We start from the raw sequence: 14,120 nt of genomic DNA, 5'->3' as shown, positions 1-14,120 counted from the left end.
TTCAATGCGCCGTGGTGCATCCAATGCGCATCCTGCTGCGTACAGGAGGTCACGACACCCGCCGAGATCCGCCATGGCCTCTGTAGCGCCCCTCCCCCGTCGACGCTGGCGCCTGCTGCGCACGCTGCAGCGCTGGTTCGATACCGGCAACGCCGCAGACGCCAGCGGCGAACGGCCGGGCCGCATCGACTGGGTACGCGCCGTGCCGTTCGCACTGATGCACCTGGCCTGCATCGCGGTGCTCTGGGTGGGCATCTCGTGGACAGCGGTGATCGTCGCCGCAGCGCTCTATGCGGTGCGCATGTTCGCCATCACCGCGTTCTACCACCGCTACTTCTCGCACCGCACCTTCCAGGCATCGCGGCCCGTGCAGTTCGTGTTCGCGGTGATCGGCGCCTCCAGCGTGCAGCGCGGGCCGCTGTGGTGGGCCGCCCACCATCGCCACCATCACCGTCACGCCGACCAGCCGCTGGACCCGCACTCCCCCCGTGAAGGCGGCTTCTGGCGCAGCCACATGGGCTGGTTCCTGACCCACGAGGCCTTTGCCACCGATCTGTCGCGGGTACCGGACCTGGCACGCTTCCCGGAACTGCGCTGGCTGGACCGCTTCGATACGGCTGTGCCGGTACTGCTGGCCGCAGCGCTGTATGCACTGGGCGCCGGGCTGGAGCGCTGGGCGCCGGGCCTGCACACCTCCGGCCCGCAACTGCTGGTATGGGGCTTCTTCATCTCCACCATCGTGCTGTTCCACGCCACGGTCACCATCAATTCGCTGGCCCATCGCTTCGGCCGCCGCCGCTTCGAGACCCGCGATGACAGCCGCAACAACCTCTGGCTGGCGCTGCTCACCTTCGGCGAAGGCTGGCACAACAACCACCACTTCTTCCCGGGCACCGTCCGCCAGGGCTTCCGCTGGTGGGAAGTGGACCTGACCTGGTACGGGCTGCGCGCGATGGCGGCGCTGGGGCTGGTCAAAGGGCTCAAGCCCATTCCCGAGTGGGTGCTGGCGAAGGCGAGGTACTGACATGCGCATCGCGATCATCGGTTCGGGCATTGCAGGGCTGGCCAGCGCCTGGTGGCTGGACGGCGAACACGACGTCACGCTGTTCGAGGCCAACGACTATCTGGGCGGCCACACCCACACCCACGACGTGCAGGTGGATGGCATGCGCATGGCGGTGGACACCGGGTTCATCGTGTTCAATCCCCAGCACTATCCGCTGCTGACCGCGCTGTTCGACGAGCTGGGCGTAGCCTCGCAGCCGACCACGATGAGCTTCTCGATGCACAGCGAGCGCAGCGGCGTGGAGTACAACGCCACCTCGCTGGATGGCCTGTTCTGCCAGCGCCGCAACCTGGTATCGCCGCGGTTCTGGGGCATGCTGGCCGACCTGCGCCGGTTCTACCGCGATGCCCCCCTGTTGCTGGCAGAAGACGCGGGTCCAACGCTGGGGCAATACCTGCGCAGCCAGCGCTACGGCGATGCCTTCATCGACGAGCACCTGCTGCCGATGGCCTCCGCGTTGTGGTCGTCACCGACGGCCACGGTGATGGATTTCCCGGCCCGCTATCTGGCCCAGTTCATGGCCAACCACCAGATGCTGCAGATGACCGGGCGCGCACCGTGGCGGGTGGTGAGCGGTGGATCGGCGCGCTATGTCGATGCCCTGCGCGCCCGCTGGCGGGTGCATGAGCGGCTGGAGTGCCCGGTGCAGTCGGTCGAGCGCATGCCCTGGGGCGCACGCGTGCACAGCGCGGCCGGCGTGGAAGGCTTCGATGAGGTCATCCTGGCCTGCCACAGCGACCAGGCCCTGGCGCTGCTGCGTGACGCCGACCCCATCGAGCGCGAGGTGCTCGGCGCAATCCGCTACCAGGCCAATGAGGCGGTGCTGCACACCGATGCGTCATTGCTGCCGCGCAACCGCAAGGCGTGGGCGGCATGGAACGCCCACGTGCCCCGCGACCCTGCCGCGCCCTGCACGGTCAGCTACTGCATGAACCTGCTGCAGGGCCTGCCCGGCCGCATACCCCTGGTGGTAACGCTCAACCGCAGCGCGGCGATCGACCCGTCCCAGGTGCTGCGCACCCTGCACTATGCGCACCCGGTGCACGACCATGCCGCAGTGCGCGCGCAACAGCGCTGGGCCGAGCTGCAGGGCCGCCGCCACACCTGGTTCGCCGGCGCCTACTGGGGCTGGGGCTTCCATGAGGACGGCATCCGCAGCGCCCGCCGCGTGGTCGATGCACTGCGCACCTGCGAACCGCACCGCGTCATGGCCGCTCCCGGCGAGGTGGCTGCATGAGCGCCAGTGCGCTCTACTTCGGGCAGGTGATGCACCGCAGGCATCTTCCACACCCGCATGCGTTCCGCTATCCGATCGCACAGCTGCTGCTCGACCTGGATGAGCTCGACAGCGTGTTCGCCGGGCGCTGGCTGTGGTCGGTCAATCGCCGCAACCTGGCCGAGTTCCGTCGCAGCGATTACTTCGGCGATCCCGCCCGGCCTTTGGCCGATGCGGTGCGCGACCACGCTGCAACCACCCTCGGCTACCGGCCGACCGGCCCGGTCCGCCTGCTTACCCATCTTCGCTTCGCCGGGCATGTGTTCAACCCGGTCAGTATCTACTACTGCTACCGGGCCGATGGCAGCACGCTGGACTGCATCGTCGCCGAGATCACCAATACGCCCTGGAAGGAACGGCACACCTACGTGCTGCCAGTCGCGACGGCCACGCACGAAGGCACCTCGCTGCGCTGGCAGTTCGACAAATGCTTCCATGTCTCGCCCTTCATGCCGATGGATTGCCACTACGACTGGCGGTTCAGCCGCCCCGATGAGGGCCTGCGCGTGCACATGCAGGTCTGGCGCGACGGCGCGCGCCAGTTTGATGCCACCCAGGTCATGCAACGGCGCGCCCTGGATGGTCGCGGGCTGGCCCGCGTCCTCGCCTGCTATCCACTGATGACCACCCAGGTGGTGGCCGCCATCCACTGGCACGCGCTGCGGCTGTGGCTGAAACGCAATCCCGTGCACGACCACCCCACCCTTGCCGAGAAACCGCGATGAACTCGATGACTCCTTCGGTCGCGCTGCCGCGCCCCGGCGCATTGGATGCCTTCCTGCGCCGCCGCCTGCTGGCCCAGCTCGCCCCGATGCGCGACGGCCGCCTGTGCGTGCGCGACGCGCTGGGCGAAGTCTGGCTGGGCGATGCCCGCGGCGAACTGCATGTCACCGTCACCATCGAAGACCCGGCGTTCTATCGCAAGGTGGCGGCACAGGGCAGCGTCGGCGCGGGTGAAAGCTTCATCCACGGCGAGTGGCACTGCGATGACCTGGTCGCCCTGATACGGCTGCTGGTGCGCAATCGCGATCTGCTCGACAGCATGGAACACGGCCCGGCGCGCGTGGGAGGCTGGCTGCTGCGCGGTTGGAACCGCCTGCGACGCAACAGCCGTGAAGGCAGCCGTCGCAACATTGCCGCGCACTATGACCTCGGCAACGATTTCTTCGCCCTGTTCCTGTCGCCGGACCTGATGTATTCCTCGGCCTTGTTCGCCAGCGAAAGCGAACCGCTGGAGTCCGCTTCGCGGCGCAAGCTGGACCACATCTGCCAGCAGCTGCAGCTCAAGCCAGGCGACCGCGTGGTGGAAATCGGCACCGGCTGGGGTGGTTTTGCGCTGCACGCGGCACGACACCATGGCTGCCACGTTACTACCACCACCATCTCCGCCGAGCAGCATGCGCTGGCCACCGAGCGCGTCCGCGTCGCCGGCCTGCAGGACAAGGTCACACTGCTGATGCAGGACTACCGCGACCTGCAGGGCCAGTTCGACAAGCTGGTATCGATCGAGATGATCGAAGCCATCGGCGCCGAATACCTGGACACCTACATGGCAACGCTGCAGCGCCTGCTCAAACCCGATGGTGTCGCCCTGCTGCAGGCCATCACCATCGAAGATCACCGCTACGAGCAGGCGCGGCGCAGCGTCGACTACATCAAGCGCTATGTGTTTCCGGGCAGCTTCATTCCGTCGATCAACGCGATCATGGCGGCCAAGACGCGATCCTGTGACCTGCAGCTGGTCGCCCAGCAGGATTTCGGCCACTCCTACGCACTGACCCTGCGCGCCTGGCGCCAACGCTTCCTTGCCCAGCTGCCCGCTGTGCAGGCACAAGGTTTTGATACGCGTTTCTGCCGGATGTGGGAGTTCTACCTGGCCTATTGCGAGGGCGGCTTCCTGGAGCGTTCGATCGGCGTTTCGCATCTGCTGCTGGCGCGCCCGGGGCATCGTCCCGTTGGCGCATCGGGTCAAGGCGGCTGAGATGCGCCGGTTCTGGGCCAATCTGCTTGGCAACCAGCTGGTCTGGCTGTGCGCCGTTGCCGGCGCCGGGCGCGGCTGGCAATGGCCAGCGCTGCTGGCAGCGTCGCTCTACATCGGCAGCCAGCTGCTGACCTCGCCGCAACCTCGGCTGGATCTTCGGCTGATGCTGTTGGCGCTGGCCTGCGCGTGGCTGGTCGACGCCAGTGCCGCCGCCAGCAGCACCGTGCGCTACGCTGCCGCCCCACTCGATTGGGTACCGCCCCCCTGGATCATGGCGTTGTGGGCCGCGTTTGCGATGACGCTGACCACTTCGATGCGCTTCCTGCTGCGCCACCCTGCCCTGCCAGCCGCGTTCGGCCTGCTGCTGGCCCCGCTGGCCTATCTCTCCGCAGCGCGCGGTTTCGATGCGGTTCGATTCACTGCGCCGCTGTGGCAGGGCCTGCTGGTGCTCGGCGTGGGCTGGGCCATCGCGCTTTCACTGCTGTGCGCGGCCGCTCGTCGCGGTTCCCGCACCATCCCGCCGCCCTTGGCCGGAGCACCGTCATGATCACTCTGTTGTGGGTCCTGCTGTATGCCGTGCTGGTGATGAGCTGGGGCTGGGCCTGGCAGCGCCGCCACCGCAACATCGGCGTGGTCGATGTGCTCTGGGCCAAGGGCGTGGGCGCTTCGGCCCTGTTGCTGGCGCTGCTCGGCGAGGGTGCGGCCGCGCCACGGATCGCGCTGGGCGTGCTCGGTGGCCTGTGGGGCAGCCGTCTGGCGCTGCACCTGTGGCATCGGGTCCGCCACGAACAGGAGGACGGCCGCTACCGTTATCTGCGCGAGCACTGGCAGGGGCATCAGGGCAGGATCTTCGGCTTCTTCATGGCCCAGGCGCTGCTGGTCGTGCTGTTCGCCCTGCCCTTCGTCGCGGTGGCTGCCAATCCCCGCGCCGGCCTGACACCGTGGGCAGTAGCCGCCGCATTCGTCTGGCTGCTGAGCGTCGGTGGCGAGAGCCTGGCCGACCATCAGCTGGCCAGGTTCCGCGCGAATCCAGCGAACAAGGGCCACACCTGCCGCGACGGGCTCTGGCGCTACTCCCGCCACCCCAACTACTTCTTCGAGTGGCTGCATTGGTTCAGCTATGTCCTGCTCGCGGTCGGCTCGCCACTGTGGTGGCTGGCGTGGGCCGGCCCGCTGCTGATGTACGTGTTCCTGCGCTACCTGAGCGGCATCCCGTTCACCGAGAAGCAGGCACTGCGCAGCCGCGGCGACGATTACCGCGCCTACCAGCGCAGCACGCCGATGTTCTTCCCCTGGTTTCCCCGTTCTTCCAAGGAGTATTCCGCATGAGCGCGATCCCGTCACTGACCCCGGCCGACGACGCGGAAACCGGGCTGATCGCCTGGGCCGAACGCGGGCTGGTTCCCGATGCGGCACTGCGGGCCGGCATCCGTCGCCTGTGCGCGCAACGCCTGCGCGAGGAAATGCTGGGCGGCATCGAGGCACAGTCCGCGCGCTTCAACCGTCGCATCGCAGAACTGGCCGGCAGCCCACTCGCGCTGCATACCGACGCGGCCAACCGCCAGCACTACGAAGTTCCCGCGGCCTTCTTCCAGGCCTGCCTGGGCAAGCGGCTGAAGTACAGCAGCTGCTACTACCCCACCGGGCGCGAAACGTTGGACCAGGCCGAGGACGCCATGCTGGAACTGTACGGCCAGCGCGCCGGACTGGCCGATGGCCAGCACATTCTCGAACTGGGCTGTGGTTGGGGTTCGCTGACCCTGTGGATGGCCGAGCGCTACCCCGCCGCTGCGATCACGGCGGTGTCCAATTCGCACAGCCAGCGCCAGCACATCATGGCGCAATGCCAGGCCCGGGGCCTGCACAACGTCGAGGTGCTGACCCGCGACGTCAACCAGCTCGAGTTGCCCGGCGCACGCTTCGACCGCTGTGTCTCGGTGGAAATGTTCGAACATGTGCGCAACTACGAACGGCTGCTCGCGCGCATCAGCCAGTGGCTGAAGCCCGACGGCGCGCTGTTCGTGCACATCTTCGCCCATCGCACGCTGATGTATCCGTTTGAAACCGAGGGTGGCGACAACTGGATGGGGCGTCACTTCTTCACCGGCGGACTGATGCCTGCCGCCGACACCCTGTTGCATTTCCAACGCGACCTGCGGCTCGATCAACGCTGGCTGCTGGACGGCACCCACTACCAGCGAACCGCCGACCACTGGCTGGCCAACCAGGACGCAGCCCGCGAGAAGGTGATGCCGGTTCTGGTCGCAACCTACGGCCAGGCCGCGGCGAAGATCTGGTGGCAGCGCTGGCGCATGTTCTGGATGGCATGCGCCGAGTTGTTCGGCTACGACGACGGCCAGCAGTGGCTGGTCGCCCACTATCTCTTCCGCCCCCGTTGAGGTGTGACATGCGCATGCGCTCGCTGCTTCCCCTGCTGGCATTGAGCCTGTTTGGTTCCGGCTGCAGTTCCAGCGATACCCGTCCCCTGCCTCGCCCTCCATCAGTGGACGTGCCACGCTTCATGGGCGACTGGTATGTGATCGCCCACATACCGTCGTGGCCGGAGCGCGAGGCCTTCGACGCGGTGGAGAGCTACACATTGAAGCCGGACGGGCGCATCCAGACGACCTTCACCTATCGCAAGGGCAGTTTCGACGCCCCGCAGAAGTCGATGCACCCGGTGGGGCGGGTCGAGAAGCAGGGCAATGGCGCGATCTGGGGCATGCAGTTCATCTGGCCGATCCAGGCCGAGTATGTGATTGCCTGGCTGGACGACCACTATGGGCAGACCATTGTCGCGCGCAGCAGGCGCGACTATGTGTGGTACATGGCGCGCACGCCACAGGTGTCCGAGAGCGACTACCAGCAGGCCGTGCAACGCATCGCGGCCATGGGCTACGACACCGGCAAGCTGAGGCGCGTACCGCAGTCGGTGCGATAGATCGCGGCAGCCGCCCGCGCCCGCCCCGGCGTGACGCGTCACATTAATATCTCTTCAAAGGGTATCGGTAGCCGGCGACTTTCGACCTGACGATACGCCCGACCCATGGATCAGCCCCTATCGATGGAGGGCATCCATCGATCTTTAGGAATAGTCGTAAAATCGCAACGAATTCGATGTTCGACGCGACAGCAGCGCCAGAATGACGGCCACGCCCATGGGCGCTGACCACCTCCCGCGCATGAATGGATTTCCTGCACCGCGTCGGCTTCGCCTGGCGCTCCTGGATGACCACGAAGTCGTCCGTCGCGGCACCGCCCTCCACCTTTCAGGCGACCTCCGGTTCGACATCGTCGCCAGCCATGGCTGCAGCGCCGATCTGCTCAGCAGCCTGCAGGGCACGCACGTTGACGTGGCCATCATCGATCTCACGCTCGCCCGTGGCGACCTGGGCGGCATCGAGCTGGTTGCGCGGCTGTGCCGGGAGTTCCCGCGCACGCCGTTGCTGGCCTTCGCCACACCCTCGCCCACCACCAACCTCAACCGCCTGATCGATGCCGGGCTCAGCGGATTCGTCAGCAAGGCCGAGCCACTTCCTGCACTGTCCGATGCCATCGTGCGCGTTTCGCAGGGCCTGACCCGGGTTCCACCGGACGTCAGGCTGGCCGGCGATCGCGGTGAGCTCAGCCGCAACGAGCGCGAGGTGCTGGGCCTGCTGCTGGAAGGCTTGACCGTCTCCGAGATCGCCCTGCGCCGGCATCGCAGCATCAAGACCGTCAGCACACAGAAGGTCGCCGTGCTGCGCAAGCTGGGATTGCGCAGCGATGTGGAAATCTACGCACTGCGCGAGCGACTGGAGACTCCGTGAGGCACCACCCGCCGCTGCGCCGTCGCTTCCTGCCCACGGGGTTGCTGGTGCTCCTTCTCCTGCCCGCTGCGTCGGCCGAAGATATCCGGTCGCCACGCTGGCTACCGGGTAGCAGCGTGCGGGTCGCCACGGCGCCTTCCCTGCGGCCGCTGCCCGCAGCATTGGCCGATGCCTCATCACCGCCAACGCTGGCCCATGGCTACGCCAGCCTGGTGGCCCGGCATGCCCAACTCAGCTTCCTGGAACGGCCCTATCCGACCACCGCCGCGTCGATCCTCGCGGTGTGCCATCACGAGGCCGATCTGGTCATGGTCTTTGGCGGGGCGAGACACCAGTCGCTCCCCTGCCCCGACCTTGCCGCGTCCCGCCGCTTTCGCGGCGGCGCCACCCTGCTGGCCGGGCGCACGGGCGAATGGCTGCCACGGGAGATGCGCGAACTCGACGGACGGGTCGTCGCCGTGGTTGAAGGCGGGCCCTACGCCGGTTGGCTGCGCGCACATCATCCACAGATCCGGCTGCAGCAACTGCCCAACCGGTATGCGGCATTGAAGGCGGTCGAATCCGGCCTGGCGGACGCGGCGATTGGCCTGGAGCCCACACTGCGCCCCCTGGTTCGACGCCATTTCAATGGCAGCCTGCGCCTGCAGTCGTTCGACAGCAGCTTCTCCACGGACCTCTACCTGCTCGTCCGCCACGAAGACCGGCAGCTGCTGGAGCGCATCCAGCAGGCATTGCGGGAGATCACGCTGGAGGAGCATGCGGGCCTGCTTCGACTCTGGGCTGGACAGACCTTGCCTGCGGCCGCGGGGAATGCACTGGACTGGATGCAGGCGTCGCCCCCGCGCGGGTGGCTGCTGCTGGCCCCGCTGCTGATCGCCCTGCCGCTGCTGTGGCGCGCAACCGGCCACCTGCGGACACGCGGTGACCGAAGCGGCGCACATGCCATCGGGGTGATCAGTCACGAGATGCGCAACTCGGCGCAGGCCGTGCTGGCCTCGATCGAACTGCTTGGACAATCGACACTACCGAAGGGCGAGCGCGATCTGCTCGCCGCTGCCAGCACGGCCAGCCACGCCCTGCGCAGCCTGTTGAATCGTGCACTGGACTTTTCACGGCTCGCCAGCGGCGCGTTCAAGCCGCATCCGCAACCCTGCGATGCAGCACAGCTGTGCCGGCAGGCACTGGAGGCGATCCGGCCAGAGGCCCGGCGGAAAGGCCTGCAGCTGCATTTCGATGCCGGGAACGCATCCCCGTCCTTCATCCTGGTGGACGCCGATGCGCTACGCCAGATTGCCAGCAATCTACTGGCCAACGCGGTGAAGTTCAGCGATATCGGCGGCGTCGAGCTGCGCCTGCAGCTGATGCCGGCGGCGCGGCCGCGGGAACTGCTGCTGGAGGTGATCGACAGCGGCATCGGCATTGCACCGGCGCAGGTGGCCACCCTGTTCCAGCCTTTCCAGCAAGGCAGCAGCGGGCACCAGCGTGGCGGCAGTGGCCTGGGGCTTTCGATCGCGCGCGAGTTGGCCCGCGCCATGGGGGGCGACCTCACCGTGCACAGCGTGCTGGGCCGCGGCAGCCGCTTCATCCTGCGCCTGCCGGTGTCTCCTGCAAGTGCCAGCGCGGATGCCGAAGACCTGTGCGCTGGCGCCACGCCACTGGCCGGCCTGCACCTGCTGCTGGTGGAGGACCACGAGCTCAATCGCCACGTCATCGCCGAACAGCTGCGGCGCTGGGGTGCCGAGGTGTGCGCCGTGGAAGATGCGGCCAGTGCCCTGGCCGAACAGCGGCGCCAGCCCCGTCCCGCCGCATTGATCGACATTGGACTGCGTGGCATCGATGGTCACGCGCTGGCGCGCGAACTGCGTGGGCGCGCGGGGCAGTCCATCCGCCTGATCGCATTGTCTGCCCGCACCGGGCGGCGTCATCGCGCACGCTGCCGCCGCTCGGGCTTCGACGCGGTACTCGCCAAGCCGCTGCGCGCCGCCCAACTGCTGCCTGCGCTCGGCACTGCGCGGCCGGATGGCCTGGACACTTCCGTGCAAACGATTGAAATGGACGCGGCCTACATCGCCGACATCCGCGATGAGCTCGGCAACCTGGAGCGGGTTGTCGATCGTGCAGACGCATCGGCACTAAGCCATCACGCACACCGATTGCAGGGCACGCTGCAGATGCTGGGCCAATGCGGGCACGCGGCCATCGCGGCGGAGCTGGCCGATCTGGCGCATGACGCCGCGCCGGACTGGGCCGATGCACGACGCCTGCTGGACGTGCTGCTGGCCGGACAGGGCTCCCGCGCAGCGGGAACCCGGTCAGAGCCCTGATCAGGCGGCCAGGCGTTCGACCTGGCGGCGGGTCAGGTCGTTGAAGCGACCCAGCGACATCAGGTGCTGGTGGATCAATGCCAGCCAGCCGCTGCGGTGCCATTCGATCACGGTTGCTTCCGGCAGGGCAACGAACTTCTCGACGTCCACGACCAGGAAGCCGTTGAGGTTGAACTCGCGGCCATCGGGGGTACGCACAGTCGCATTGCGCTCGACCAGAAGGCCGTTGTCGATCAGCGCCTTGGAGAAGGCCTGGGTCTGTTCGTGCTCGCGGGTGTACTGGCCGCAGAACTCCAGCGCCTGCTGCACCATTTCGGTAGCCTTGCCGTCAACGAACAGCGGCTGGCCTTCTTCGCCGCCCTTGACCACGCGCGGGCTTTCCTCGTCGATGCCCAGCAGGAAGTCATTCTCCGCGCCGGTGTCGATGAAGATGAAGGGGTGGCGGCGCAGGTAGGCCGGGATGTAGGCCTCGTCTTCCCACAGGCCGTCCTTGATGAACAGGTTCTGGTCGGACACGCCCACGGCGGCCATCGGCACCGCGGTCGGGCCAGCGAACAGGATCGGGAAGTGGTGCAGGGCCAGCGAGAATTCGCCCAGTACCAGCGGGATGGCGTTGTTGCCAGCGGCGAATTCGAGCTTGCCCGGCAGGATGCGCAGATCGGCATGCACATCGGCCTGCAGCGGCACCGGACGGGTATAGAACAGGGGGGCGCCGCTCGGCGCCGCTTCGGTGGTGGTGTCGCTGGTGGTGGTCATCTTGGGAACCGTTCAATCATGCGCGCCTGCCATCCCGGGCACGCCAGCGGGAACAACCTGAATCCCGCATTATCAACAAGCTCGATGACAACGGCCACCCCACCGGCGAACTATTTCAGCTGCAGGGGGTAGCGCTGCCAGAGCACGTGGACCAGGAACCCGGCCAGCTCGGTGTCGCGCGCACTCACCGCGGCGCGGATCTTGTCCAGCAGCACCATGTCGCTGCAGGAGCGCACGTCGGCATGGTTGGCCTGCCCCGCCCTGCGTGCACGGTAGCGCGCGGCCCGCTGCGCATCGCTCATCGCGTACCCGAACTTGGGCGGACGACCGCGCTTGCGCGGCAGGGTCAGCTCCAGGGTTCCGGGGTCTTTGTCATCACGCATGGGCAGGGTGCGGGCGGCGGCGAGCAACGGGGGGTGCGCAATTTATCGTGAGGCATCACTTTAATCCAGCTTTTTCTGCAGGTTTGTTGCGATGCAGTGCAAAAAGCGGGCCCCCTGAGAACGGCATCCACGCGTTGCGTGGATCTGCTGCAGAGCCCGCAACCCGATCACCCGGTAGATCCACGCCATGCGTGGATACGGGAACCGGCCGACACGAAAAAAGGGAGCCCGCGAACGGGCTCCCTCACCTTCTTCATGCCGCTCGAACCGGCTCGTAGCCGTGCAGATGCGCCTCGCTGCTGGCCCGGCCCTGGCTGAGCGAGCGCAGCGAGGTGGTGTAACCCACCAGCTGCGCCAGCGGCGCAAAGCCGCTGACCTCCGCACGACCGTCCTGGTCGTCGATGCGGGCAATGCGGCCGTGGCGACGGTTGAGGTCGCCGACCACATCACCCACCGATGCCGACGGCGAATGTACCGTCACCGCCATCACCGGCTCCAGCAGCTGCGTGCCGCCCTCTGCCAGCGCGGCCTTGATCGCCTCGGCACCGGCGCGATGGAACGCCATCTCCGAGGAGTCCTTGGCATGGGTCTGGCCATCGACAAGACTGACCTCGATGCCCACCACCGGATGTCCCTGCGGGCCTTCCGACAGCGCGGCACGCACGCCCTTTTCCACCGCTGCAATGAAGCTGCGCGGCACCACGCCACCGACGATGCGGTCGTTGAACACCACCTGGCCATCCTCGCGCGGCGACACATCCAGCACCACATGCGCGAACTGGCCCTGGCCGCCGGTCTGCTTGACCAGCCGCCCGACCACGCCAGTCAACGCACGCATTGGCGTCTCCTGGTAGGCCACGCGCGGCGAACCCACGCCCACGTCGACCTTCCATTCACTGCGCAGGCGTTCGACCATCACCTCCAGGTGCAGCTCGCCCATGCCCCAGACCAGGGTTTCCGCCGTGTCGCGATCGGTTTCGACGCGGAACGACGGGTCTTCCTGGGCCAGGCTGGCCAGGCCCTGCGCCATCCGGATCAGGTCGGCCGCACGTGCAGGCTCCAACCGCCAGGCCAGCACCGGCGCCTGTGCCTGGATGTTCTCCAGGCGCAGCGGCTGCGCACGGCTGCTCAGCGTTTCACCGCTGACCGCGTCCTTCCAGCCCAGCACCGCCACGATGTCACCGGCCACGGCCTGTTCGATGTCGTGGGTCTGGTCGGCCTGCACCCGCACCAGGCGGCTGACACGCCGCCCCTGCGGATGCTGCGAACTGGCCACGGCGTCGCCCACCTTCAAGGTGCCCGAGTACAGCCGCACGAAGCTCAGCGCGCCGTGCTGCTGATGGGTGATCTTGAACAGCAGGCCGGCCAGCGGACCGCCTGGATCCGGCGGCAACACCACGTCGCCATCTTCGCTTTCGGCGGTCACCGCAGGGCGATCCAGCGGCGAAGGCAGGTAATCGACCACCGCATCCAGCAGCGTCTCGATGCCCTTGTCCTTGAACGCGGCACCGGCCAGCACCGGCACGCCCGCACCGGCCAGCGTCGCCCGGCGGATCGCCGCGCGCAGCAGTTCGGCATCGATCACGCGGCCTTCCAGCCAGGCATCGGCCAGCAGTTCGTCGTGGTCGGCCACGGCCTCGACCAGTGCGTCGCGGTGCGGCTGCCACAGGGTGCGCGCCGCGTCGTCCCACGGCGTGATCGTCGCCACGGCGGCGTCCTGCCACCGCAGCACGCGCTCATCGACCAGGTCGACCCATCCGTTGAAGCCGCTTTCGCTGCCCAGTGGCACACCGAGCGCCCACGGCCGCGCCTGCAGTTTGTCCTGCAGCTGCTCCAGCACACGCTGGAACGAGGCACCAACGCGGTCCATCTTGTTGACGAACGCGATCAGCGGCACGCGATGGCGCCGCGCCTGGCGCCACACGGTTTCCGACTGCGGCTGTACGCCATCCACGGCCGAAAACACAGCCACCGCACCGTCGAGCACGCGCAGCGAACGCTCGACCTCAATGGCGAAGTCGATGTGGCCCGGGGTGTCGATCAGGGTCAGCCGATGCGGCGGCAGGTCGCGCGGCGCCCACTGCGCCTGTACCGCGGCGGCGCCGATGGTGATGCCACGCTCGCGCTCGATCGCCGAAAAATCGGTGGTCGCGTTGCCATCGTGCACTTCGCCCACGCGATGGATCTCACCGCTTTTCCACAGCAGGCGTTCGGTCAGCGTGGTCTTGCCGGCGTCGATGTGGGCAATGATGCCAAGGTTGCGACGGCGGGAGAGGACTTGGGTGTTCATGAGAGAGGTTCCTGCAAAGCCAACTTCGGGGGCCGCACACCCCGGTTGGCGACAGGGTGCGCGGCTAGCGTTCGGTCTCGGCGATCTGGTGCATGGCACGTTCTCCTTGCGGTACATCGGCTTACGGGGAATGGAACTGCGGAAACGAAAAGAGCGCCCCGGAGGGCGCTCTGTAGAAGGTCCAGCGATGGCCGTCTCAACGGCCTCGTGGGGCTCCAGGCAGACACGCCCGTTC

The 14,120-nt window shown here is 67.5% G+C and carries 13 protein-coding genes; 10 read left to right on the top strand and 3 right to left on the bottom strand.

The annotated features are described in order from the left end of the window. The first annotated feature begins 4 nt into the window (after nucleotides 1–4). The 10 genes from B9Y82_RS08305 to B9Y82_RS08260 all read left to right on the top strand — a co-directional run bounded on the left by B9Y82_RS08305 (nucleotide 5) and on the right by B9Y82_RS08260 (nucleotide 10,456). Nucleotides 5–1,024, top strand: a complete 1,020-nt coding sequence (locus B9Y82_RS08305) for an acyl-CoA desaturase (RefSeq protein ID WP_428993173.1) — start codon at nucleotides 5–7, stop codon at nucleotides 1,022–1,024. Nucleotide 1,025: 1 nt separating this feature from the next. Beyond that, on the top strand, nucleotides 1,026–2,303 hold the full coding sequence (locus B9Y82_RS08300; protein ID WP_100472262.1) for an NAD(P)/FAD-dependent oxidoreductase: 1,278 nt from the start codon (nucleotides 1,026–1,028) through the stop codon (nucleotides 2,301–2,303). Then, the gene (locus tag B9Y82_RS08295) at nucleotides 2,300–3,067 is read left to right on the top strand and encodes a DUF1365 domain-containing protein (protein ID WP_100472260.1); all 768 of its coding nucleotides are present in this window, start codon (nucleotides 2,300–2,302) and stop codon (nucleotides 3,065–3,067) included. Before B9Y82_RS08300 ends, B9Y82_RS08295 begins: the two co-directional genes overlap by 4 nt. After that, entirely contained in the window at nucleotides 3,064–4,323 is a 1,260-nt protein-coding gene (locus tag B9Y82_RS08290; protein ID WP_100472258.1) for an SAM-dependent methyltransferase, read from the top strand. The genes B9Y82_RS08295 and B9Y82_RS08290 overlap by 4 nt, the downstream gene beginning before the upstream one ends. A 1-nt stretch (nucleotide 4,324) precedes the next feature. Continuing rightward, nucleotides 4,325–4,870: a DUF2878 domain-containing protein gene (locus B9Y82_RS08285; protein ID WP_100472256.1), complete on the top strand. Its 546-nt coding sequence runs from the start codon at nucleotides 4,325–4,327 to the stop codon at nucleotides 4,868–4,870. Next, nucleotides 4,867–5,652: a DUF1295 domain-containing protein gene (locus B9Y82_RS08280; RefSeq protein WP_100472254.1), complete on the top strand. Its 786-nt coding sequence runs from the start codon at nucleotides 4,867–4,869 to the stop codon at nucleotides 5,650–5,652. Before B9Y82_RS08285 ends, B9Y82_RS08280 begins: the two co-directional genes overlap by 4 nt. Further along, nucleotides 5,649–6,722, top strand: coding sequence for an SAM-dependent methyltransferase (locus B9Y82_RS08275; RefSeq protein ID WP_100472251.1), 1,074 nt, complete (start codon nucleotides 5,649–5,651; stop codon nucleotides 6,720–6,722). The genes B9Y82_RS08280 and B9Y82_RS08275 overlap by 4 nt, the downstream gene beginning before the upstream one ends. Nucleotides 6,723–6,730: 8 nt before the next feature. Next, nucleotides 6,731–7,264, top strand: a complete 534-nt coding sequence (locus tag B9Y82_RS08270; RefSeq protein WP_100472249.1) for a lipocalin family protein — start codon at nucleotides 6,731–6,733, stop codon at nucleotides 7,262–7,264. 241 nt (nucleotides 7,265–7,505) lie between these two features. Further along, nucleotides 7,506–8,132 (top strand): response regulator transcription factor, encoded by a 627-nt coding sequence (locus B9Y82_RS08265; protein ID WP_100475193.1) that lies wholly within the window; start codon nucleotides 7,506–7,508, stop codon nucleotides 8,130–8,132. Then, on the top strand, nucleotides 8,129–10,456 hold the full coding sequence (locus tag B9Y82_RS08260) for an ATP-binding protein (protein WP_100472247.1): 2,328 nt from the start codon (nucleotides 8,129–8,131) through the stop codon (nucleotides 10,454–10,456). The genes B9Y82_RS08265 and B9Y82_RS08260 overlap by 4 nt, the downstream gene beginning before the upstream one ends. On the opposite strand, the gene B9Y82_RS08255 is transcribed toward B9Y82_RS08260, so the two are convergent. From B9Y82_RS08255 to fusA, 3 genes are all read right to left on the bottom strand, one after another. Beyond that, the gene (locus tag B9Y82_RS08255) at nucleotides 10,457–11,212 is read right to left on the bottom strand and encodes a SapC family protein (RefSeq protein ID WP_100472246.1); all 756 of its coding nucleotides are present in this window, start codon (nucleotides 11,210–11,212) and stop codon (nucleotides 10,457–10,459) included. A gap of 110 nt (nucleotides 11,213–11,322) precedes the next feature. Then, nucleotides 11,323–11,595, bottom strand: coding sequence for a hypothetical protein (locus B9Y82_RS08250; RefSeq protein WP_005409616.1), 273 nt, complete (start codon nucleotides 11,593–11,595; stop codon nucleotides 11,323–11,325). A 253-nt stretch (nucleotides 11,596–11,848) separates the two neighbouring features. Continuing rightward, nucleotides 11,849–13,885, bottom strand: coding sequence for an elongation factor G (gene fusA, locus B9Y82_RS08245; protein WP_100472245.1), 2,037 nt, complete (start codon nucleotides 13,883–13,885; stop codon nucleotides 11,849–11,851). Nucleotides 13,886–14,120 lie beyond the last annotated feature (235 nt).

This window comes from Stenotrophomonas maltophilia (genome assembly GCF_002799155.1).
Taxonomy (GTDB): domain Bacteria; phylum Pseudomonadota; class Gammaproteobacteria; order Xanthomonadales; family Xanthomonadaceae; genus Stenotrophomonas; species Stenotrophomonas maltophilia_R.
The sequence above is the reverse complement of the archived record's forward strand: the minus strand, read 5'-3'. Positions and strand labels throughout refer to the sequence as shown.

Bases quoted from the DNA above. Each gene is read 5' to 3' on its own strand.
- B9Y82_RS08265 (WP_100475193.1), top strand. From the start codon at position 7,506: ATGAATGGATTTCCTGCACCGCGTCGGCTTCGCCTGGCGCTCCTGGAT.
- B9Y82_RS08290 (WP_100472258.1), top strand. From the start codon at position 3,064: ATGAACTCGATGACTCCTTCGGTCGCGCTGCCGCGCCCCGGCGCATTG.
- B9Y82_RS08295 (WP_100472260.1), top strand. From the start codon at position 2,300: ATGAGCGCCAGTGCGCTCTACTTCGGGCAGGTGATGCACCGCAGGCAT.
- B9Y82_RS08270 (WP_100472249.1), top strand. From the start codon at position 6,731: ATGCGCATGCGCTCGCTGCTTCCCCTGCTGGCATTGAGCCTGTTTGGT.
- B9Y82_RS08255 (WP_100472246.1), bottom strand. From the start codon at position 11,212: ATGACCACCACCAGCGACACCACCACCGAAGCGGCGCCGAGCGGCGCC.
- B9Y82_RS08280 (WP_100472254.1), top strand. From the start codon at position 4,867: ATGATCACTCTGTTGTGGGTCCTGCTGTATGCCGTGCTGGTGATGAGC.
- fusA (WP_100472245.1), bottom strand. From the start codon at position 13,885: ATGAACACCCAAGTCCTCTCCCGCCGTCGCAACCTTGGCATCATTGCC.
- B9Y82_RS08250 (WP_005409616.1), bottom strand. From the start codon at position 11,595: ATGCGTGATGACAAAGACCCCGGAACCCTGGAGCTGACCCTGCCGCGC.
- B9Y82_RS08285 (WP_100472256.1), top strand. From the start codon at position 4,325: ATGCGCCGGTTCTGGGCCAATCTGCTTGGCAACCAGCTGGTCTGGCTG.
- B9Y82_RS08275 (WP_100472251.1), top strand. From the start codon at position 5,649: ATGAGCGCGATCCCGTCACTGACCCCGGCCGACGACGCGGAAACCGGG.
- B9Y82_RS08305 (WP_428993173.1), top strand. From the start codon at position 5: ATGCGCCGTGGTGCATCCAATGCGCATCCTGCTGCGTACAGGAGGTCA.
- B9Y82_RS08300 (WP_100472262.1), top strand. From the start codon at position 1,026: ATGCGCATCGCGATCATCGGTTCGGGCATTGCAGGGCTGGCCAGCGCC.